19 protein-coding genes are annotated in these 21,552 nt (G+C 70.3%); 13 read left to right on the forward strand and 6 right to left on the reverse strand.

Annotation, left to right across the window (positions count from 1 at the left end):
* Window positions 1-90: 90 nt before the first annotated feature.
* On the forward strand, window positions 91-906 hold the full coding sequence (locus ACXJLU_RS17740) for a carbon-nitrogen hydrolase family protein (protein ID WP_457333165.1): 816 nt from the start codon (window positions 91-93) through the stop codon (window positions 904-906).
* On the opposite strand, the gene ACXJLU_RS17745 is transcribed toward ACXJLU_RS17740, so the two are convergent.
* A complete protein-coding gene (locus ACXJLU_RS17745; RefSeq protein WP_457333167.1) occupies window positions 907-1,833 on the reverse strand; it encodes a carbohydrate kinase family protein in 927 nt (308 codons plus the stop codon).
* A gap of 186 nt (window positions 1,834-2,019) precedes the next feature.
* Between ACXJLU_RS17745 and ACXJLU_RS17750 the strand changes: the two genes are divergently transcribed.
* Genes ACXJLU_RS17750 through ACXJLU_RS17770 form a run of 5 tightly spaced genes read left to right on the forward strand, consistent with a single transcriptional unit; the run spans window position 2,020 to window position 6,444 of the window.
* Window positions 2,020-3,036 (forward strand): sugar ABC transporter substrate-binding protein, encoded by a 1,017-nt coding sequence (locus ACXJLU_RS17750; RefSeq protein ID WP_457333169.1) that lies wholly within the window; start codon window positions 2,020-2,022, stop codon window positions 3,034-3,036.
* Window positions 3,036-3,989 (forward strand): ABC transporter permease, encoded by a 954-nt coding sequence (locus ACXJLU_RS17755; RefSeq protein ID WP_073462423.1) that lies wholly within the window; start codon window positions 3,036-3,038, stop codon window positions 3,987-3,989. Before ACXJLU_RS17750 ends, ACXJLU_RS17755 begins: the two co-directional genes overlap by 1 nt.
* Window positions 3,989-4,774: an ATP-binding cassette domain-containing protein gene (locus ACXJLU_RS17760; protein ID WP_457333171.1), complete on the forward strand. Its 786-nt coding sequence runs from the start codon at window positions 3,989-3,991 to the stop codon at window positions 4,772-4,774. Before ACXJLU_RS17755 ends, ACXJLU_RS17760 begins: the two co-directional genes overlap by 1 nt.
* A gap of 19 nt (window positions 4,775-4,793) precedes the next feature.
* Entirely contained in the window at window positions 4,794-5,228 is a 435-nt protein-coding gene (locus ACXJLU_RS17765; RefSeq protein WP_457333173.1) for an RbsD/FucU family protein, read from the forward strand.
* Between the two features lie 4 nt (window positions 5,229-5,232).
* Window positions 5,233-6,444, forward strand: coding sequence for an ROK family transcriptional regulator (locus ACXJLU_RS17770; protein WP_457333175.1), 1,212 nt, complete (start codon window positions 5,233-5,235; stop codon window positions 6,442-6,444).
* A gap of 4 nt (window positions 6,445-6,448) precedes the next feature.
* Here ACXJLU_RS17770 and ACXJLU_RS17775 read toward each other — a convergent pair whose 3' ends face one another.
* The gene (locus ACXJLU_RS17775; protein ID WP_457333177.1) at window positions 6,449-7,684 is read right to left on the reverse strand and encodes an FAD-dependent monooxygenase; all 1,236 of its coding nucleotides are present in this window, start codon (window positions 7,682-7,684) and stop codon (window positions 6,449-6,451) included.
* A gap of 186 nt (window positions 7,685-7,870) precedes the next feature.
* Here ACXJLU_RS17775 and ACXJLU_RS17780 point away from each other — a divergent pair, with 186 nt between their 5' ends.
* The 7 genes from ACXJLU_RS17780 to ACXJLU_RS17810 all read left to right on the forward strand — a co-directional run bounded on the left by ACXJLU_RS17780 (window position 7,871) and on the right by ACXJLU_RS17810 (window position 17,175).
* Complete coding sequence (locus ACXJLU_RS17780) at window positions 7,871-8,755, forward strand: EpsD family peptidyl-prolyl cis-trans isomerase (protein WP_457333179.1); 885 nt, start codon at window positions 7,871-7,873, stop codon at window positions 8,753-8,755.
* Between the two features lie 123 nt (window positions 8,756-8,878).
* Window positions 8,879-9,916 carry an SPFH domain-containing protein gene (locus ACXJLU_RS17785; protein WP_073462429.1) on the forward strand — a complete coding sequence of 346 codons (1,038 nt, stop codon included), beginning with the start codon at window positions 8,879-8,881 and terminating at the stop codon, window positions 9,914-9,916.
* Between the two features lie 10 nt (window positions 9,917-9,926).
* Entirely contained in the window at window positions 9,927-11,513 is a 1,587-nt protein-coding gene (locus ACXJLU_RS17790; protein WP_457333181.1) for a DUF4178 domain-containing protein, read from the forward strand.
* A 40-nt stretch (window positions 11,514-11,553) separates the two neighbouring features.
* Window positions 11,554-11,775, forward strand: coding sequence for a DUF350 domain-containing protein (locus ACXJLU_RS17795; RefSeq protein ID WP_056804825.1), 222 nt, complete (start codon window positions 11,554-11,556; stop codon window positions 11,773-11,775).
* Between the two features lie 104 nt (window positions 11,776-11,879).
* On the forward strand, window positions 11,880-13,973 hold the full coding sequence (locus tag ACXJLU_RS17800) for a hypothetical protein (protein WP_457333183.1): 2,094 nt from the start codon (window positions 11,880-11,882) through the stop codon (window positions 13,971-13,973).
* Window positions 13,970-15,544, forward strand: coding sequence for a polyamine aminopropyltransferase (locus ACXJLU_RS17805; protein ID WP_457333185.1), 1,575 nt, complete (start codon window positions 13,970-13,972; stop codon window positions 15,542-15,544). The genes ACXJLU_RS17800 and ACXJLU_RS17805 overlap by 4 nt, the downstream gene beginning before the upstream one ends.
* Complete coding sequence (locus tag ACXJLU_RS17810) at window positions 15,541-17,175, forward strand: FAD-dependent oxidoreductase (protein ID WP_457333187.1); 1,635 nt, start codon at window positions 15,541-15,543, stop codon at window positions 17,173-17,175. The genes ACXJLU_RS17805 and ACXJLU_RS17810 overlap by 4 nt, the downstream gene beginning before the upstream one ends.
* Here the strand turns inward: ACXJLU_RS17810 and ACXJLU_RS17815 are convergent.
* Genes ACXJLU_RS17815 through ACXJLU_RS17830 form a run of 4 tightly spaced genes read right to left on the reverse strand, consistent with a single transcriptional unit; the run spans window position 17,169 to window position 21,510 of the window.
* Complete coding sequence (locus ACXJLU_RS17815; protein ID WP_457333189.1) at window positions 17,169-17,585, reverse strand: LIC_13387 family protein; 417 nt, start codon at window positions 17,583-17,585, stop codon at window positions 17,169-17,171. The genes ACXJLU_RS17810 and ACXJLU_RS17815 overlap by 7 nt on opposite strands.
* Window positions 17,586-17,638: 53 nt before the next feature.
* Window positions 17,639-19,108 (reverse strand): GGDEF domain-containing protein, encoded by a 1,470-nt coding sequence (locus ACXJLU_RS17820; RefSeq protein WP_457333191.1) that lies wholly within the window; start codon window positions 19,106-19,108, stop codon window positions 17,639-17,641.
* Window positions 19,109-19,135: 27 nt separating this feature from the next.
* Window positions 19,136-20,524 carry an aminopeptidase P N-terminal domain-containing protein gene (locus ACXJLU_RS17825; RefSeq protein ID WP_457333193.1) on the reverse strand — a complete coding sequence of 463 codons (1,389 nt, stop codon included), beginning with the start codon at window positions 20,522-20,524 and terminating at the stop codon, window positions 19,136-19,138.
* A gap of 26 nt (window positions 20,525-20,550) precedes the next feature.
* On the reverse strand, window positions 20,551-21,510 hold the full coding sequence (locus ACXJLU_RS17830; RefSeq protein ID WP_457333195.1) for a hypothetical protein: 960 nt from the start codon (window positions 21,508-21,510) through the stop codon (window positions 20,551-20,553).
* Between the last annotated feature and the right edge of the window lie 42 nt (window positions 21,511-21,552).

A 21,552-nucleotide genomic window follows, 5' to 3' on the forward strand; every position in this document is an offset into this window, starting at 1 on the left:
TGTGACGGGCGAAGGCCTGGAGTCCGACGTAAGCTCGGGCGCTCCGGCCGCCACCGTGTGAGGAAGGCCACACTCTGCAGGGAAATCCCGATGCTGATCGCCGCACTCCAAACGGTCTCGACGCCCCGCGTCGACGAGAACCTGGACCACGCCCGCCGGCTGATCGCGCAGGCCGCCGAGGCCGGTGCGAAGCTGGTCGGGCTGCCGGAGTATTTCTGCCTGATGGGCCTGAGCGACCGCGACAAGCTCGCGGTGGCCGAGACGCCGGGCGACGGGCCGATCCAGGCGATGCTGTCGGAGGCGGCGCGCAGCCACGGGCTGTGGATCATCGGTGGCACCTTGCCGCTGCGAACCGGCAACCCCGACCGCGCGCTCAACGCAAGCTGCGTGTTCGCACCCGACGGCACGCTGGCGGCGCGCTACGACAAGATGCACCTGTTCCGCTACGACAACGGCCGCGAGAACTTCGACGAAGGCCGCGTGCTGCAGGCCGGCAGCGAGCCGGTGACCTTCGAGGCCGAGGGGCTGCGCGTGGGTTTGAGCATCTGCTACGACCTGCGCTTTCCGGAGCTGTACCGCGCGATGATGTCGCCGCCCTGCGACCTGCTGGCGGTGCCGGCGGCCTTCACGCACACCACCGGGCATGCGCACTGGGAGCTGCTGCTGCGGGCGCGGGCGGTCGAGAACCAGTGCTACGTGATCGCGCCGGCACAGGGCGGGCTGCACGAGAACGGCCGGCGCACCTTCGGGCACAGCCTGATCGTCGACCCGTGGGGCGAGGTGCTCGCGATGCGCGAGGAGGGCGAAGGGGTCGTGATGGCGACGCTCGACCCGGCGCGCATCGCACAGGTCAGGATGCAGCTGCCGGCGCTGACGCACCGGCAGCCGAGGTGGATCGCGGCCTGATCAGGCCAGTTCGCTGCGCCGCGGCAGATCCGCGCCGCGGCGCGAGCAGGTGATGGCCGCGGCACGCGCCGCGAAGTTCAGTGCATCCGCCAGGTGCAGGTCGCTCAACGAAACGATCGCCGCGCCCGACAGCGCATCGCGCTCGGCCAGCCAGGTCAGCAGCGCCGCCTGGAAGGTATCGCCCGCGCCCACCGTGTCGATCACCGTCACCACCACCGGCTGCGCTTCGGCCTGCGCCAACACCGTCCAGCCGATCGCCCCCTTCGCGCCGCGCGTCACCACCACCAGCGTGACGCCGGCGGCCAGCCACTCCCGCGCCAGCGCCTCGTGCGCGACGCCCGGGTACAGCAGCGCCAGGTCCTCGTCGCTCACCTTCAGCAGGTGCGTGCGCGGCAGCATCCACTGCAGCTGCTCGCGCCAGCGCGCGACATCGGGCTCGACATTCAGGCGGATGTTCGGGTCGTACGAGATCAGGCAGCGCCCGTGCTCGCGCTCGACCAGCGCGCGCAGCGTGCCGGCCACCGGCTCGACGACGGTGTTGAACGAGCCGACGTGGATCACGGTCGCATCGCCCGGCACGCGCTGCAGCGCCTCGAGCGGCACCTCGCGGTCGGCCGCGCCGTGCCCGTAGAACGCATACGACGGCACGCCGGCCGCATCGAGCCCAACCAGGCCCAGCGTCGTCGGCGCGCTGCTGACGTGCAGCGCCCGCGTGTCGACGCGCTCCGCCTGCATCGCCGCCACCAGCCGCTCGCCGAGGAAGCCGCTCGACACGCCGCCGAAGAACGCCACCGGCTGGTCGAGCCGCGCCAACCCGACCGCGACGTTGAACGGCGAGCCGCCGATGCGCGCATCCATGCTGACGCCGGTCGGCGTCGAGCCGGTCGAGAACACATCCATCAAGGCTTCACCGCACACCACGAACATCGATCGCTCCAGAGGGAAAGTTGGCAAGAGAAGAACTGCAAAAGGGCCGCCAGCTTGCCCGCCGGCGGGCCGCGGAGGCTACAGGGTTTTCCATTAATCAATCAACTTGATTTATTAAACGCCACTGCCCATACTTTGCTGCGCGTTCCCGATACGCCGCCTCACCCACAACACCGGAGACAAGACATGCGCCTGAAGACCCAGCTGATCCTCTCGTCGATCACCGCCGCTGCTGCCCTGCTGGCGGCCGGCACCGCGGCGCAGGCCGCCGACCAGCCGATCATCGGCCTGATCACCAAGACCGAGACCAATCCCTTCTTCGTGAAGATGAAGGAAGGCGCGAACGAGGCCGCCAAGTCCAAGGGCGCGAAGCTGCTGACCGGCGCCGGCAAGGCCGACGGCGACAACGCCGGCCAGGTGACCGCGATGGAGAACATGATCGCCGCCGGCGCCAAGACCATCCTGATCACGCCGAGCGACTCGAAGGCGATCGTGCCGGCCATCAAGAAGGCGCGCGACAAGGGCGTGCTGGTGATCGCGCTCGACAGCCCGACCGACCCGACCGACGGCACCGACGCGCTGTTCGCGACCGACAACTACCAGGCCGGCGTGCTGATCGGCCAGTACGCGAAGGTGGCGATGGCGGGCAAGCCGGTGAAGATCGTCACGCTCGACCTGTTCCCCGGCCACCCGGTCGGTGCGCAGCGCCACAACGGCTTCCTGAAGGGCTTCGGGCTGGCCGCGCCCGATGCGAAGAGCAACGAACTCGGCAAGGCCGCCGAGGTGGTCTGCATGGCCGACAGCTTCGGCGACCAGGCCAAGGCGCAGACCGCGATGGAGAACTGCCTGCAGAAGAGCCCCGAGGTGACCCTGGTCTACACGATCAACGAGCCGGCCGCCGCCGGTGCGTACAAGGCGCTGAAGACCGCCGGCAAGGACAAGGGCGTCGTGATCGTCTCGGTGGACGGCGGCTGCCAGGGCATCAAGGACGTCGGCGCCGGCGTCATCGCGGCGACCTCGCAGCAGTACCCGCTGAAGATGGCGGCGATGGGCGTCGAGGCCGGCATCGCGTATGCGAAGACCGGCAAGAAGCCGAGCGGCTACACCGACACCGGCGTCACGCTGATCGCCGCCAAGCCGGTGGCCGGCGTCGACAGCAAGGACGTGAAGACCGGCACCGACCTCTGCTGGGGCAAGAAGTAATGAAGGGGCGCTTGCCCCCGCTCGCGACGCTCGGCCCCTTCATCGCGCTGCTGCTCGCCTGCGGTTTCTTCGCGACGCAGAACGAGCGCTTCCTGACCGGCGGCAACCTGTCGCTGGTGCTGCAGCAGGTGATGGTGGTGGGCGTGATCGCGATCGGCCAGACGCTGATCATCCTGACCGCCGGCATCGACCTGTCCTGCGGCATGGTGATGGCATTGGGCGGCATCGTGATGACGAAGTTCGCCACCGAACTCGGCGTGCCGCCGCTGCTGGCCGTGCTGTGCGGCATCGGCGTCACGACGCTGTTCGGGCTGGTCAACGGGCTGCTGGTCACGCGCATCAAGCTGCCGCCGTTCATCGTCACGCTGGGCACGCTGAACATCGCGTTCGCGATCACGCAGCTGTACTCGAACTCGCAGACGGTGACCGACGTGCCCGACGCGATGACGGCGCTCGGCAACACCTTCGCGCTCGGCGGCACCACCAACGTCGCGTACGGCGTGGTGCTGATGCTCGCGCTGTACGGCCTGGCCTGGTTCGCGCTGCGCGAGACGGCCTCCGGCCGCCACGTCTATGCGGTGGGCAACAGCCCCGAGGCGACCCGGCTGACCGGCATCCCGACGCAGCGCGTGCTGCTGTCGGTGTACGTGCTGGCGGGGGTGTTCTACGGCATCGCGTCGCTGCTGTCGGTGGCGCGCACCGGCGTCGGCGACCCGAACGCCGGGCAGACCGAGAACCTGGACGCGATCACCGCGGTGGTGCTCGGCGGCACCAGCCTGTTCGGCGGGCGCGGCGTGATCCTCGGCTCGCTGGTCGGCGCGCTGATCGTCGGCGTGTTCCGCAACGGGCTGACGCTGATGGGCGTGTCGTCGATCTACCAGGTGCTGGTGACCGGCGTGCTGGTGATCCTGGCGGTGGCCACCGACCAACTTTCTCGCAAGGGAGCGCGCTGATGGTGACCCCTATCGTGATGGAGGCCCGCGGCCTCGTGAAACGCTACGGCCAGGTCGTCGCGCTCGACGGTGCCGATTTCGAGTTGCGCGCCGGCGAGATCCTCGCGGTGATCGGCGACAACGGCGCCGGCAAATCGTCGCTGATCAAGGCCTTGTCGGGCGCGACGATTCCCGACGAAGGCGAGATCAAGCTCGACGGCAAGGTCATCCACTTCAAGAGCCCGATCGACGCGCGCCGCGCCGGCATCGAGACCGTCTACCAGGACCTCGCGGTGGCGCCGGCGATGAGCATCGCCGAGAACCTGTTCCTCGGCCGCGAGCTGCGCCGTCCGGGCTTCCTCGGCAGCGTGCTGCGCATGCTCGACAAGAAGAAGATGCTGGAAGAAAGCGTCACGCGGATGAACGAGCTGAAGGTCGGCATCCGCTCGATGACGCAGGCGGTCGAGACGCTGTCGGGCGGGCAGCGCCAGTGCGTCGCGGTGGGCCGCGCGGCGGCGTTCGCGCGGCACGTGGTCATCATGGACGAGCCGACCGCGGCGCTCGGCGTCAAGGAAGGCAACATGGTGCTCGAGCTGATCCGCCGCGTGCGCGACAAGGGCCTGCCGGTGATCCTGATCAGCCACAACATGCCGCATGTGTTCGAGATCGCCGACCGCATCCACATCGCGCGGCTCGGCAAGCGCGCGGCGGTGGTCAACCCGAAGAAGATCAGCATGAGCGACACGGTGGCGGTGATGACCGGTGCGAAGCGGGTCGACGAACTGCCGGCCGACTGCCTGGCCTGAATCCCGGTACCGAGACACCATGCTGAAGAACATCGATCCCGTGCTGACGCCGGCACTGCTGAAGCTGCTGTGCGAGATGGGCCACGGCGACGAGGTGGTGCTGGCCGATGCCAACTTCACCGCCGAATCGCTGGCCGGCGGCCAGCCGGTGCTGCGCCTGCCCGGCATCGGCATGGCGCGGGCCTGTGCGGCGGTGCTGTCGGTGTTCCCGCTCGACGACGCGGTGCCGCGGCCGGTCGCCTACATGCAGGTGAGCGGCACGGCCGAGGGCTACCGTTCGGCGCTGCAGCGCGAGATCCTCGACCCGCTGGGCGCCCAGTGCGAGGCCGTCGAGCGCTTCGCGTTCTACCAGCGCGTGCGCGGCGCCTACGCGATCGTGCAGACTGGCGAGATGCAACCGTTCGCCAACATCCTCTTCAAGAAGGGCGTCATCGCCGACGCCCTTCGGCCCTGACCGAATGACCGAACTCCAGGCGAGCCGGCTGCGGCCGCGCGGCTCCAACCACGTGGGCATGCGCCAGTTCAACGAGCGCGTGGTGCTGCAGGCGATCCGGCTGCACGGCGCGCTGCCGAAGGCCGAGATCGCGCGCCTGACCCACCTGACGCCGCAGACGGTGCAGCTGATCATCGGCCGGCTCGAGGGCGACGGGCTGGTCGTCAAGCAGGCGCCGGTGCGCGGCAAGGTCGGCCAGCCATCGGTGCCGATGGCGCTGAACCCGGACGGCGCGTTCTCGATCGGCATCAAGATCGGCCGGCGCGGCATGGACATGCTGCTGGTCGACTTCACCGGCCAGGTGCGCGAGCGGCTGGTGCGGGCTTATGCCTTCCCCGATCCGCGCAGCTTGTTCGACGAGATCGCCGACGGCCTGGCCGAGCTGCGCGGGCGGCTCGGCCCCGAGCGGGCGCGCGTGCTGCACGGCGTGGGCGTCGCGGCGCCGCTGTCGCTCGGTGGCTGGGAATCGCTGCTCGGGGTGTCGGCCGAGGCGGCGCGGGCCTGGGCGCTGATCGACATCCGCGCCCGCGTGGCCGCGCTCACCGAGCTGCCGGTGGTGTTCGTGAAGGACACCGCGGCGGCCTGCGTGGCCGAGCTGGTGGCGGGCCGCGGGCGCAGCATGCGCAGCTACCTCTACATCTTCGTCGACACCTTCATCGGCGGCGGGCTGGTGCTGGACAGCCACCTGCGCGGCGGCGTCAGCGGCAACGCCGGCGCGGTCGGTTCGCTCGCGCTGGGCGCGAACGACGGCAGCGGACTGCCGCGGCAGCTGCTGAGCCTGGCCTCGCTGTTCGACCTGGAGGCACGCTGGCGCGAGGCCGGGCTGGCCGAACAGGCCTGGCTCGACGAGCGGGCGCTGAGCGGGCCCTGGCTGCCGATCACCGAGGCCTGGCTGCGCGACGCCTGCCCCGGCATCGCGCTGGCGGTGCACACGGCGGCCTGCCTGCTCGACCTGGAGGGCGTGATCATCGACGGCTCGTTCGGCCGCGGGCTGCTCGCCGCGCTGCTGCGCGAACTGACGGTGGCGCTGGACGGCTACAGCTGGGAAGGCGTCGCGCGGCCGGAGGTGTTGCCGGGCACGATCGGCTCGGATGCGCGGGCGATGGGCGGGGCGCTGCTGCCGCTCTATGCGAACTTCGCGCCGGATCGGGATCTGTTCCTGAAGCTGGAGCCGTGATCGCTCAGCGCGACCCGAACATCATCTGCCGCGCCAGTGCCGACTTCACCGGCTTCAACGCCTGCAACGCCGCCATCCCCAGCCCCCGCGCGGCCCCCGCCCCCGGCAGCTTCCACGTGAAGCTGCGCGCCAGGAAATCGGTGGCGGCGATCATCGCCCAGCGGTCCGGCCCGCGCTGCCACTCCAGCCGCCGCAGCACCTGCGCCACATCCCGGTTGCGCGACAGGGCCTGCACCAGCTCGAACGCATCGCGCAGCCCGAGGTTCAACCCCTGCCCCGCCACCGGGTGCAGCGTCTGCGCGGCGTTGCCGATGCGCACCGTGCGGCCGTCGGTCAGCGTGCGCTCGGCGCTCAACCCGAGCGCGAAGCGCTTCAGCGGCGACAGCGCGGTGATCGCGCCGACCTCGGCATCGAACATGGTGTTCAGCACCGCGAGCCGCTGCGCATCGGTCAGCGGCTCGACCGGGTCGTCATTCCCCGGCACGCACCACACCAGCGAGGCCTGGCCGTTCTTCAGCGGCAGCAGCGCCGCCGGCCCGTGGCGCGTGAAGCGCTCGTAGGCGACGCCCGGCCGGGCGTTCGCGAGCGTCACGGTGCCGACCCAGGCCGTCTGGTGGTAGTCGTGGTGCAGCGGCTCGCGCACGCGGCCCAGGCGCTCCCGCGGCAACTGGCTGAACACGCCGCCCTCGGCCACCACTGCGAGGTCGAAGCGCTCGGCGATGCCGGCATCGATCTCGACGCCATCGTCCACCGGTTTCAGCCCCTGCACCGGCTGCCCGAAGCGACTCAGCAAGCGTTGCGGCTCGCGCTCGCAGGCCGCCAGCCAGGCCCGCTGCAGCGGCGCGACGATGCCGCCATAGCTCTGCACCGCCCCCAGCATCGGCACCGCCTCTTCGAGCGCGCTGATGCGCACCGTCGGCTCGCCGATCCACGCGGCCAGCGCCGCACCGAGCGACGGCGGCTGCTGCGAGACATGCACCTCGACGATCGGTTGCGCCGCCTCGGCCTGCCAAGCGTCGAGCCGCTGCAGCAACTGCACGCTGCCGAGCGACAGCGCCAGCGTGCGCGGGTCGCCGGACACGTCCTTGTCGAGCGGGCGGGCATCGAACACGCTGACCTGGGCCTGCGGCAGCGACTGCGCGGCCAGCAGCGCCAGCGCCAGCCCGACCGGCCCGGCGCCGACCACGGCCAGCGTCAACGGCTTGCCGGATGCGGATGAGGTGGGGCGGGGAGCGTTCATCGGGCACCTCGTGTGGCGAAAAAACGGCATTGTCGCGCTGCCGCGCCCGACCCCTTTCAGAGCGCTTGGCGTGACATTTCGCACCGATCGCCGGCCCGCCACTGTCCTACCCCCGACTCAGGGCATGTCAGCCGGGGGCCCGAGGGGGTACGGTGCCGGTTGATGTCCCTTAGCCGTACCCCACCAATGCCCGCCTTCGCAGTTCCCGCGCGCCTGTTGCTCCTGACCGCTGCCATCGTTGCCGCAGGCACGATGCTCGGTGCCTGCAGCCCGCAGGCCGGCGCCTCCACCGAACAGGCCGCCTTCAGGATCAACGGCGAGCCGGTCAGCGAGCACCAGCTGGAATTGGTGCTGCCGCGTGGCGCGATCGGCGACAGCGACGCGCAGTCGCAGGCCGCGGGCCGCCAGGCGGTGGCCGGGCTGGTGCAGGAATCGCTCGCGGCGCAGGCCGCGCGCAAGGCCGGCCTGGACCGCGACCCGCGCACCGTGCAGATGATCGAGGCCGCGCAGCGCGAGGTGCTGGCCCGCGTCTATGGAGAGCGCCTCGCCGGCACCGCGGTCGAGCCATCCAGCGACGAGATCGACCAGTTCTACGAAGCCCATCCCGCGTGGTTCGCGCAGCGCCGGCTGATGTGGCTGCAGGAGGCGGTGCTGCCGCTGCCGGCCGCGCGCATCGATGCGCTGAAGGCCCGGCTGCAGGCCGCGACCACGCCCGACAAGACGATGGAGGCGCTGCGCGTCGAAGGCGTGCCGCTGAATGCGCGCCAGTTCGCGCTGCAGCCCGAAGAGACGCCGCAGGCGCTGCTCGACGGCCTGGTGCCGCTGCGCGTCGGCCAGTCGCTGGTGCTGCCGCAAGACGGCGGCGTGCGCGTGCTGACGGTGCTGCAGACGCAGCCGGCCGCGGTGTCGCGCTCGGCGGCCGTCAAGCAGATCGCGGCGCTGATCCGCGGCGAGCGGCGCCGCAAGGCGGTCGAGCGCGGGCTCGCGGCCTTGCAGCAGCAGGCCAAGGTCGAGTACATCGGCCGCTCGATGCAGTGGAGCGCCGCGGCGTCCGCGCCGCTGCTGCGCTAGCCGATCCACCGGGGGCCGCGCCACGCGGTTCACCAAAAAGGGGGAGACGAGGGGCCGATGCCGCGGCGTATTATTCGCCGCACTCCGATCCCGGAGCCGGTCGTCTTCCAGGAGCTTCACGCCATGGGCCTGATGGATTTCATCAAGAAACAGTTCATCGACATCCTCGAGTGGACCGAGTCCGGCGACGGCGTGCTGGCCTGGCGCTACCCGATGGCCGACAACGAGATCCAGTACGGCGGTTCGCTGACCGTGCGCGAATCGCAGATGGCGGTGTTCGTCAACGAAGGCAAGGTCGCCGACGTGTTCGGCCCCGGCACCTACAAGCTGACGACGCAGACGCTGCCGGTGCTCACTTACCTGAAGAACTGGGACAAGCTGTTCCAGAGCCCGTTCAAGAGCGACGTCTACTTCTTCAGCACCCGCCAGCAGATCGACCAGCGCTGGGGCACGACCCAGCCGGTGACGATCCGCGACAAGGACTTCGGCGCGGTGCGCCTGCGCGGCTTCGGCAACTACAGCTACCGCATCGCCGACCCGAAGCTGTTCCACACCGAGGTCTCGGGCACGCGCGCCAGCTACACCACCGCCGAACTCGACGGCCAGTTGCGCGCGCTGATGCTGCAGCACATCTCCGACGCAGTCGCGTCCAGCGGCATCGCCTTCCTCGACCTCGCGGCCAACCAGGTCGAGTTCGCGAAGGCGCTGCAGGAGGCGACGCAGCCGGCGTTCAACAAGCTCGGCCTGCTGCTCGAGAGCGTGACGCTGCAGAACATCTCGCTGCCCGAGGAGCTGCAGAAGATCCTCGACCAGAAGATCGGCATGGGCATGGTCGGCAACGACATGGGCAAGTTCATGCAGTACCAGACGGCGCAGGCGCTGCCGAAGTTCGCCGAAGGCAGCGGTGGTGGTGGCGGCATCGCCGGCGACGCGATGGGCCTGGGTGCGGGCGTTGCGCTCGGCCAGGTGCTGGCGCAGCAGCTGGGCCAGGGCCTGCAGCAGCCGCCGGCGGCGCCGGCCGCGGCAGCCGCCGCGGCGGCGATCCGCCCCGACGAGGTGATGGCCACGCTCGAGAAGCTCGGCGACCTGAAGGCCAAGGGCATCCTGACGCAGGACGAGTTCGACGCCAAGAAGGCCGAGCTGCTGAAGAAGCTGGTCTAGAAACCAGTTCTTGGCAACCGAACCCAGCCCCCAGCGCGTCTACCGCGCGGCCTGCCCGAACTGCGGGGCCGAGGTCGAGTTCCGCTCGGCCGCGTCGGCCTTCGCGGTCTGCAGCTTCTGCCGCAGCACCATCGTGCGCGACGGCGATGCGCTGCGCAAGATCGGCCAGAGCGCCGAGCTGTTCGACGACCATTCGCCGCTGCAGCTCGGTGCGAGCGGGCGCATGCAGGGCGCCGCCTTCACGCTGGTGGGCCGGCTGCAGTACCGCTATGCCGAGGGCACCTGGAACGAGTGGCACGCGCTGTTCGACAACGGCCGCAGCGGCTGGCTGTCGGAGGACAACGGCCGCTACGTGCTGGCCTTCGACCAGCCGTTGCAGGCCGCGGCGCCGGACCCGACCAGCCTGCGGCCCGGCCAGCAGCAGATCGTCAACGGGCAGCCGTGGTCGGTGGCCTCGGTCTCGGCCGCGAAGCTGATCGCGGCGCAGGGCGAGCTGCCGGTCAAACCCAACACCGAACGCGGCTTCATCGTCAGCGACCTGCGCAGCACGCGCGACGAGGTCGGCACGCTCGACTACGGCAACCCGGCCGCGCCGAAGTGGTCGGTCGGCCGCTCGGTCGCGATCAGCGAACTCGCGATGACCGGCCTGGCCGAGCAGGCCGAGAAGACGCTGAAGGCGCGCAGCATCGAATGCCCGAACTGCGGCACCTCGCTCGAGGTGAAGCTGGCGACGACGCAATCCATCGTCTGCCACCAGTGCCATTCGGTGGTCGACGTGTCGCAGGGCGTCGGCGGCGACCTCGCGCATTACGTGCAGGACAACGGCAGCGAGCCACAGATCCCGCTCGGCAGCGTCGGCACGCTGGCGCTCGGCGGCAAGGCGCCGCTGCCGTGGCAGGTGGTCGGCTATGTCGAACGCTGCGAGCTGCCGGACGGCCCGGACGACGAGCAGACCTTCTGGCGCGAGTACCTGCTGTACCACCGCAGCGAGGGCTTCGCGTTCCTCGTCGATGCGGAAGACGGCTGGAGCTGGACGGCGCCGATCACCGGCGTGCCGCAGCTGCGTGGGGGGGGTGACAACACCAGTGCCACGTACCAGGGCGCGACCTACCGCAAGCTCTACACCTACACCGGGCAGGTCACCTACGTGCTCGGCGAGTTCTACTGGCAGCTCACGCGCGAACAGCGCACGCTCAACACCGATTACCAATCCGGCAGCAAGCGGCTGAACCGCGAGCAGACCGGCGACGAGATCGTCTGGTCGGCCGGCGACGCGATGAGCGCCGACGCCATCCTGAAGGCCTTCCGGCTCGATGCGGGCCAGCGTGCGGCGCTGCAGCGCGATGCGCTGCCGTCGTCCGGTTCAGGCGGGCTGCTGGCCAAGATCTTTCTCGCGATGTTCGTGATCGCCGTGCTGCTGATGCTGTTCCGCTGCAGCAGTGGCAGCAGTTCGTCGAATTGCGACGGCCTGCGCACGACCTACGGCGAGAATTCGCAGGAGTACGTCAGCTGCCTGAACAGCAACCGAAGCAGCAGCGGCTTTCGCACCGGCGGCGGCTCGTTCGGCGGCTTCTCGAGCGGCGGCGGCCACAAATGAAAACCCGCACCCACGCAACCACACCCAGGAGGCTCTCATGATGGGAATCGAATGGATGAAGCCCGGCATCTTCGTCGGCTCCATCCTGTTTGCGCTGATCGGCGTGCTGGTCTTCTGGATCAGCTTCGTCATCGTCGACAAGATCACGCCCTACGACCTGTGGGCCGAGATCGTCGAGAAGAAGAACGTCGCGCTGGCCATCGTGGTCGGCGCGATGTGCATCGCGATCGGGATGATCGTGTCGGCCGCGATCCACGGCTGATCGGCTCGACGTCAGGAAACGGGCGGCCGGGAGCCGCCCGCGAGGGCGCGGTTGCGCCCGCTCAGCGGTAGTGAATACACAAAAACATTCTTCGAGGAGAACACATGAAATTGCAGACATGGACGGCCGTCTCGGCCCTGGTGGCCGCGGCATTGGCAGGCTGCGGTGGTGGCGGTGGTAGCGGTGACACCGCGGGCAACCCGCCTCCGCCGACGGTCGTCGGGCATGACCTGGGCGGCGTGGTCGCGGCTGGCGCGCCGCTGGCCGATGCCGTCGTGACCCTGAAGGATGCCGACGGCAAGGGCCTGCTCGTCACCGCGGGTGCCGACGGCAGCTACCGCTTCGCCGACGTCAGCGCCTACAAGGCGCCGTTCATGCTGACGGCCAAGGGCACGCTGGGCGGGCAGGCCATCGAGCTGCACGCCGCGGTGCTGGCCGGCGACACGAACTCGGGCCACGTCAACCTGACGCCGCTGACCGAGCTGATGACCGCCATCGCCCTCGGCAGCGCCCCGACCGACGCGCCCGACCCCGCGCGCCTGACCGCGGCCCAGCTGCAAGCCGCGCTGGCCCAGGTGCAGGCGCTGCTGCGTCCGGTGCTCGATGCGGTGGGCGTCGGCGCGAGCGTCGACCTGCGCACCGTCGTGTTCGTCGCCGACCACAGCGGGCTGGACCGCGCGCTCGATGCGATCCGCGTCGAACGCAGCGCCGGTGGCTACACCGTGTCGTCGGTGATCGACGCCGACGGCAACGCCCGCATCGAGCTGGACCCGGCCGCTCCGGCCTCGGCCCAGCCGCTGCCCTTCGACGGCGGCTCGGTCGCGCAGCTGACGACGGCGCTGAACGCGCTGCCCGCCGTCAAGGCGCGGCTGCAGGCGTTCAGCGCGCTGTTCAAGACCGCGTCACCGTCGGCCGCCAGCGTGAAGGCGATGTTCACCGCCGACTTCCTGCACACCGGGCTGGACGCAGAGGGCTTCGCCGCCTTCCTGCGCCAGCCGCTGTATGTCAACGCCAGCTTCGACAACCCGCGCATCGTCTCGGTGATCGACGACGACAACCTCGTCATCAACTACCGTGTGCGCTTCGATGCCGCCACCAAGGAGCGCTCGATCGACGAGACGCTGCGCCTGCAGAAGGTCGGCGGCAGCTGGCTGTTCAAGGGCGACGGCGAACTGGCGGCCATCTCGCTGGCGTTCGAATCGCGCCTGGTCGCGACACCGGTGGCGCCGACCGCGCTGGCCGCGCTGAGCGGGGTGCGCACGCAGACCTACGTCGACACGAACGGGGTGACACAGAGCTATTACCTGCGCGACCTCGTCGGCCCCACCGGCGAGGTCGAGGACACGCTGTACCTCGGGCAGCCCGGCGACTACGACTTCGGCTACCTCGGGTCGTCGATGGCCTCGACGGACACGCCGGAGGGGCTCGCGGCCTTCCGCAGGAACTCGCAGTACTACGCGACGCCGAACAACGCGATCGAGCAGTACTTCATTCCGGCGGTGTTCTCCGACCGCGTGTCGCCCCGCGCCGCCGCCATCGTGCTGACCGGCCCCGGCCTGCCGGCCGGCGGGCTGACGCTGGTGCCGTCGACTGCGCAGCGTCCGCGCTGGGCCTGGATCTTCAAGGGCGACAGCGACGCCTGGACGGCGTTCAACACCTCGCGTTGCGGGGCGGTGAACAACGCCACCAACCCGGTGCCCGACTGCGCGTTCGACCTGTCGAAGGTGCAGACCGGCTCGGAGTACGTGTTCAGCTTCCGTGACGCCACCGGTGCCGCGCTGGGCGAGATGCGCCGCAAGCTGCCGGCCAAGCCGGCGTCGGCGGCCGAGCTGCTGCAGGACAAGGGCAGGTTCTTCGCCCGGCTGCAACTGGACGACGCGCACAAGTTCAGCGTCGGCAACCTGTACGACCCGGACGGTGCCTTCAAGGAAGGCACGGGCCTGGTGCTGGCGTGGAGCTTCCCGACCGCCCCGAAGATGAGCATGCACGGCGTCGGCTTCTCGACCTTCTACTTCGATGCGGCATCGGTGTTCCATGAGTCGTCGCGCTTCGACTCGTACCTCGACAGCGACCGCCAGAGCCTGCCGATCACCGTGACACGCGGCACGCGGTTCAGCGGCGGCTATGCCAACATCGAGGTCTACGACCACTTCGGCAACACCTACAAGCACGAGGTGAACAGCCACAACATCGAATGAACGACGACGCGGCGCGAGCCGCACCTGCTGCCCCTGCCGCCGTGCCGGGCATCCGCCCGGCCGAGGTGGCGCTGCTCGCGTCGGTCTTCGTCGTCGCCGCCTGCGGGCTGGTCTACGAGCTCGCGGCCGGCACGCTGGCGAGCTACCTGCTGGGCGATTCGATCCTGCAGTTCTCAACCATCATCGGCAGCTACCTGTTCGCGATGGGCATCGGCTCGTACCTGTCGCGCTTCTTCGAGCGGCAGATCATCGCGCACTTCCTGCGCATCGAGCTGCTGGTCGGGCTGGTCGGCGGGCTGATGCCGCTCGCGCTGTTCGCGCTGCAGACGCTGGCCGCGCCGTCGTTCCGTTTCGCGCTGTATGCGCTGGTGCTGCTGGTGGGCACGCTGGTCGGGCTGGAGATCCCGCTGGTGATGCGCATCCTGAAGCGACACTTCCGCGAACGCTATGCGCTGAAGGACCTGGTGTCGCAGGTGCTGACCTTCGACTACCTCGGCGCGCTGGTCGTCGCGATCGCGTTCCCGCTGCTGTTCGTGCCGCAGTTGGGCCTGATCCGCACCGGCGCCTTCTTCGGGCTGCTGAACGCCGCGGTCGCGGTGTGGGCGCTGTGGCTGTTCAAGGGCGAGCTGCGGCGCTGGAGCCTGCATGCGCTCGCCTGCGGCGGCGTCATCGTGGCGCTGCTCGCGGCCTTCGCGGGGGCCGAGCGCGTCAGCAGCTGGGCCGAGGACCGCTTCTACGCCGACCGCATCGTCTACAGCGCGTCGAGCGCCTACCAGCGCATCGTCGTCACGTCGAGCAGCGTCGGCGTGCGGCTGTTCCTGAACGGCAACCTGCAGTTCCACTCGCGCGACGAGTACCGTTACCACGAGGCGCTGGTGCACCCGGCGATGGCCGGCCACGGTGCGCCGCGCCAAGTGCTGGTGCTGGGCGGCGGCGACGGCATGGCGGTGCGCGAGATCCTGAAATACCCCGGCGTCGAGCAGGTCACGCTGGTGGAGCTCGATCCGCACATGACGACGCTGTTCGCGCAGTCGCCGATGTTGCGCGCGCTGAACGGCGATTCGCTGCATTCGCCGAAGCTGCGCATCGTCAACGCCGATGCGTTCGCATGGCTGGAGCAGACCCCGGGCGCGTTCGACGTGATCGTGATCGACTTCCCGGACCCGACCAACTTCTCGATCGGCAAGCTCTACACCACCGGCTTCTACCGGCTGGTCGAGCAGCACCTGAACGCGAGCGGCTATGCGGTGGTGCAGACCACCTCGCCGCTGATCGCGCGCAAGAGCTTCTGGACGGTGGCGACCACGCTGGAGGCCGCCGGGCTGCAGGTGACGCCGTACCACGCGCATGTGCCGAGCTTCGGCGAATGGGGCTTCATCCTCGCGAGCCGCCGGCCTTACCGGATGCCGACGCAGCTGCCCGAGGGGCTGCGCTTCATCAGCCTCTCCGGCCTGCCGGCGCTGTTCGATTTCCCGATCGACATGGCGCGCGTGCCGGCCGACGTGAACCGCTTGTCGAACCAGGTGCTGGTGCAGACCTTCGAGGACGAATGGGGCAAGGTGCACCAGTGAAAAGACGCAGCTGGCTGGCCCGTGCCGCTTCACTGCCCTTCGTCGGGCTGGCCGGCTGCGAGGCGAAGCGACCGGCGGCCTACGGCGGCGAATGGGTCGGCGCGCAGCACGAGCGCGGACACCGCTTGCGCGATGGCGGCCGCACGCTGGCCGAGCCGACGGTGCACAAGCGTGCGGGCGTAATCATCGTCGGCGCCGGCATCGCCGGGCTGTCGTGCGCGCGCAAGCTGGCGCTGGCCGGCATCGACGACGTGCACGTGTTCGACCTGGAGGATGGCGCCGGCGGCAACAGCCGCGCGCACCGCATGGGTGGCATGGCCTGCCCGCTCGGCGCGCACTACCTGCCGGTGCCGGGCGACGACGCGGTGGAGCTGGTCGGCTTGCTCGAATCGCTGGGGCTGCGCCGCACCGAGGGCGGCCGCGCGGTGTGGGACGAGCGCCACCTGTGCCACAGCCCGCAGGAGCGACTCTTCATCGACGGCCACTGGCACGACGGCCTGCTGCCGCCGATCGCCGCGCTGCCCGAATCGCAGCGCGATGCAACGCTCGCGCAGTACCGCCGCTTCGCGGAGCTGGTGGCGCTGGCCGGGCCGAGCGGCAGCTTCGCGCTGCCGACGGCACGCGCCGCGTGGACGCCGGCGATGCAGGCGCTGGACGGCGTCACCTTTGCGCGCTGGCTCGACGACCAGGGCATCACCGCGCCGCCGCTGCGCTGGTACCTGGACTACTGCTGCCGCGACGACTACGGCGCCGGTGCCGCGCAGGTGTCGGCCTGGGCCGGGCTGCACTACTTCGCGAGCCGGCACGGTTTCCATGCGCCGGGCGAGAGCGCACCGGCGCGCGACGACGGCGTGCTGACCTGGCCGGAAGGCAATGCGTGGCTCGCACAGCGGCTCGCGGCACCGCTGACCGGGCGGCTGCACGACGGCTGCGTCGCGTTGGCGCTGGAGGAAGGCCGGCACGAGGTGACGCTGGACCTGTGGAACGCGAAGGCGCAGCGCACCGAGCGCTGGACCGCGGCGCACGCGGTGCTCGCGACGCCGCTGTTCATCGCGGCCCGCGTGCTGCGCACGCCGCGGCCGGCCTTGCACGCGGCGGTGGCCGCGATGCGCTACGCACCGTGGCTGGTCGCGAACCTGCAGCTGTCGGACGCACTGGACGACCAGCCCGGCGCGCCGCCGTCGTGGGACAACGTGCTGTACGGCAGCAACACGCTCGGGTATGTCGACGCGATGCACCAGGCGACGCGGCCCTACCCCGGCCCGACGGTGCTGACGGCGTACTGGGCGCTGGGTGGCGACAACGAGGCGCAGCTCATCGCGCAGCGCAAGCGCCTGCTCGACCAGCCGTGGCAGGCCTGGTCGCAGGCGGTGCTGCAGACGCTGGTGGAGGCGCACCCGGACCTGCCGGACAAGCTGGCGCGCATCGACCTGATGCGCTACGGCCATGCGATGAGCATCCCGCTGCCCGGCGTGCGCAGCAGCACCGCGCTGGCGGCGCTGGCCTCAGGCGGCGGCCGCGTGCAGTTCGCGCACGCCGACCTGTCGGGGTACTCGGTGTTCGAGGAGGCGTTCTTTCATGGGAACGAGGCGGGGCGGCGGATTGCGGCGGCGTTCAAGCAGCGTCAATAACCCAATGACATCGTGATGGCCCCGGCGACGAAGCAGCTCGTCGCGATCGCCGTCGCGGCCAGCGGGATCCGGAACCAGTAGCGCAGCGAGAGCACGACGTAGGCGGCGCTCGCGATGCCGGCCAGCCACACGAAGGTGGGCGAGCGGTGCAGCACGTCCATGTGCCGCGCGGCGAGCATCAGGTAGACCAGCGAGAACAGGATCGCGCCGAGGCTGTGGCTCGCGTTGAAGCCGATCCAGGCCTTCCACATCGTCGTGTCGCGCGTCAGGCGCGGCGAGCTCGACCGCATCGCGCGGGCGACGTTGGCATCGCGCGGATCGAAGTTCGTGCCGAAGAAGGTGTACGTCAGATGCAGCACGCCGAGCAGGCCGTAGATCGCGGCCCCGGCGAGGATCAGGATTTGGGACATGAGAGATTGTGTGGGTCGGAAGAGCAAGCGTCGTTACCAGGCGCAACCCGCACTCACCCCGCCCTGCGCCGATCCATCTGCGCACTCTCATAGAACGCCTTCTTCGACGCATACATCGCGTGATCCGCCTCGTTGACCGCGGCCTCGATGCGCCCACCCGCTTCGCAGGTCGCGATGCCCAGCGCAAAGCTCAGCGTCGTGGTGCCGTGGAACTGGTTGTTCAGCTCCGACAGCGAGGCCAGCCGGTCCAGCAGCAGCTGCGCGGCGCGCGCGTCCATGCCCGGCAGCAGCAGCGCGAACTCGTCGCCGCCGATGCGCGCCGCGCACATCGGCTTGTCGATCGCCTTCGTCAGCACCTCGCCGGCGCGCCGCAGCAGCGCGTCGCCGGCCGCATGGCCCTGCGTGTCGTTGATGGTCTTCAGCCCGTTCAGGTCGCCGACCACCACCGTCACCGGCCACGGGCCCTTGCGCTCCAGCCGGTTGATCTCGTCGACGAAGAAGGCCCGGTTGCGCAGCTTGGTCAGCGGGTCGTGCTTGCCGAGGAACTCGAGGTAGGCCTCGGCCTGCTTGCGCGCGGTGATGTCGGTCAGCGAGATCAGCACCAGGTCCCAGTCGGCCTCGTGGCCGGGCAGCACCGAGAACTGCAGGTACACATGCAGCTTGTCGCCCGCCAGGTTGTAGTTGACGACCTCGCGCTGGTGCGTCGTCTTGCCGTTCCACAGGTCGTGCAGCTGGTCGCCGAAATGCGCCGTCATGTCGTCGCGGAACACGTCGCCCAGCCGGCGCAGCAGCGTGTCGCGGTCGGGCGCGCCGAACATGCGCAGCGTCTGCTGGTTCACGTCGATCACGCGCACCTCCTGCAGGCAGCGGCTGACGAACTCCGGGTGCACGTCGGTGAAGACCCGGAAGTCGCTGATGCCCTGCGCACGCGCCTCGTCGAGCAGCCGCTTCACGCTGCTGAAATCCTCGACCCACAGCGACACCGGCGAATGCTCGAACAGCCCGCGCGCGTACAGCTCGCTCAGCCGCAGCGCCTCGGCAGCCGCGGTGCGCTCGGTCACGTCCTCGATCGACAGCAGCACGCGGTCCCAGCCGGCCTCGTGTCCCGGCAGCACGGTCGCGTTCAGCACGATGTCGAGCCGCCGGCCGTCCAGCGCGTAGTTCACCGTCTGGCTCGTGAAGCGGGTGCGGCCCTCCCACAGCGCGGCCAGTTCCTCGACGAGCTGCTCGAACATGTCGTCGCGGAACACCCGCGGCAGGTTCTCGACCAGGTGCGCCAGGTCGCGCGCGCCGTACAGCTCGAGCGTGCGCCGGTTCACCTGCAGCACGCGCAGGCAGGCCGAACACTCGCCGACGCGGCGCGGGTCGGCCCGCAGGTGCGCGCGCAGGTCGCTCACGCCGTCGGTGCGCCAGCGCGCGAACAGCGCATGCAACGCGCTGTAATCCTCCAGCCACAGCGACACCGGCGCGAGCTCGAACAGGCCGGCGAGTTCGGCGGGGGGCAAGGCCTCGTTGACGTTCATGACATGCCCTTCTTGGCAGCAGCGACCTCAGTGCGCGTTCATCCACGCCTCGATGGCGGCGGGCTCCACCGGCGCGCCGCGGCTGATCAGCTCGCAACCGCCGGGGGTCACGACCGCATCGTCCTCGATGCGGATGCCGATGTTCCAGAAGACCTCGGGCACGTCGGGCGCCGGCTGCACGTACAGGCCGGGCTCCAGCGTCACCACCATGCCGCATTCGAGCTTGCGCGACGGCGAACGCACGACGCGCCCGCCGCGGAAATCCGGCTGGTCGACGGCCGGCTCCTGCAGCGACAGGTACTCGCCGACGTCGTGCACGTCGCGCCCCAGCCAGTGGCCGGTGTCGTGCATGTAGAAGCGCCGGTAGGCCCCGCTCGCCATCACCGAGTCGACATCGCCATCGCGGTCGCGCGCCAGCAGCCCGTGGTCGAGCAGGCCCTGCGACAGCACGCGCACTGCCGCCTCGTGGGCATCGCGCTGGCGACAGCCGGGCCGCGTCGCGGCCATCGCGACCTGCTGCGCGGCCAGCACCACGTCGTACAGCGCGCGCTGCGGCGCGGTGAAGCGACCGTCGGCCGGAAAGGTGCGGCTGATATCGCTCGCGTAGCCGTCGAGCTCGCAGCCGGCGTCCACCAGGCACAGCTGGCCGGCGCGCAGTTCGGTGGGGCCGGCCGCATGGTGCAGCACGCAGGCGTTGCCGCCGGCCGCGACGATGCTGCCGTAGGCCGGTCCGCTCGCACCGTGGCGGCGGAACTCGTGCAGCAGCTCGGCCTCGATCTCGTACTCGCGCACGGCGGCCGCCGGGTCGGCGCGGAAGCGCTGCCCGCAGTAGCGCATCGCCCGCGCATGGGCACCGGCCGAGATCGCCGCCGCGCGCCGCATCGTGTCGATCTCGTCGGCATCCTTGATCAGGCGCATCTCGTCGACCAGCGGGCCCAGGTCGCGGTGCACCGGGCCTTCGGCACCCAGGCCGGCGCGCGTGCGGGCGCGCGCCAGCCAGCCCGGCAGGCGCTGGTCGAGCGCGCTCGGCACGGTGAACAGCGTCCAGACGTTGCGCACCTGGCCCATCAGCTCGGGCAGCAGTTCGTCGAGGCGCTCGATCGGCCAGGCCAGGTCGACGCCGAGCGCCTGCGGCGCGGCCTCGGGCCCGAGCATCGGCCCCTCCCACACCGAGCGCTCGGCGTTGACGGCGTGGCAGAACAGCTCGCTGCGGCCGTCGGCATGCAGCACCAGGCAGCTGTGCGGCTCGTCGAAGCCGCTCAGGTAATGGAAATGGCTGCCGTGGCGGAACGGGTGCTCGTTGTCGCCGTTGCGCATCTGCATCGCCGCGGTCGGCACGATCGCGATGCCGCCACCGGCGGCGGCCAGGCGGCGGGCCAGCTCGGCACGGCGCCGGCGGAAAGGGTGGGTGCGCATCGGGCGGAGGGCGGTGCGCCGGCGCGTCAGAACTCGCTGTCCGCGCGGGATTTCGACGGATCGGTGGCCGCGGCGGCGGCGGCGCGCTGCTTGCGCAGGCGGCGCAGCTCGCGCAGCATTTCCTTGTCGCCGGCCGTCGGGATGCGGCCGCCGTCGGGATCGGGCACACCGGGCATGGTGTCCGGCGGGCCCGGGCGGGTGGACACGAAGCCGGGTCGGGTGGCCGCGCCCGGCTCGCTCCGCTCGCCCGCCGGTCTGTCGGCGCGTTTGTCGCCGCGCTTGTCGTTCTGCTTGTCCAGCAAGGCCTGCAGCCGCCAGCGGATCTGGTTGGCCGCGTTCTCCACCGCCTCGAGCTGGGTCTCGGCATCGGTCTTGGGCAAGGCGACGGCGCGCTTGTCGGTCATCCGCATCAGCAGGCGGCAGACGCGGTTGCGGTTGAAGTGGCGCAGCGTCGGGAGCGTGCCGTCCTCCTCGACGACGCTCACGTCGCGGATGTTCTCGATCGCCACCTGGTGCACCTTGCCGGTGACACCGCGCTGGAACCAGACGTAGTTCGCGCTGACGCCGACGCGCTCCCAGCGCGCCATGTCGAAGGCGACCGCGCCGAGCACGCCGAGGATGCCCACGAAGATCAGCCAGCCGAACGACAGCGCGACGCCAAGCCAGATCACCAGGCCCGCGACGAACGGGACGACCACGACCTCGAGCATCGCGCGGTCGGAGGTGCCGTAGACGTTGCGGTCGTAGCCGGCGAGTTCGAGCTCGCCGCTGGCCAGCGGCTGGAACGACGCGGTCAGAGCCTTCGCGCCGCGCCCGATCAGGATGTGGCCGGCGACCGCGAACGCGACAAGGAAGGGCAGCATCAGCCAGGTGCTGAACGACGCGAGGCCGGTGGCGCGGGTGGCGGCAGCGGCCACCGAAGGGCTGCCGAGCGCGCACAGCGCCAGCGGCAGCAGGAGGGAGCGGGGGCGAAGAATCTTGGTCACGGACGCGACGGTAACGCGAAGCGCACCGTCCGCAAAGGGGAC

The organism is Rhizobacter sp. P5_C2, from assembly GCF_054049715.1.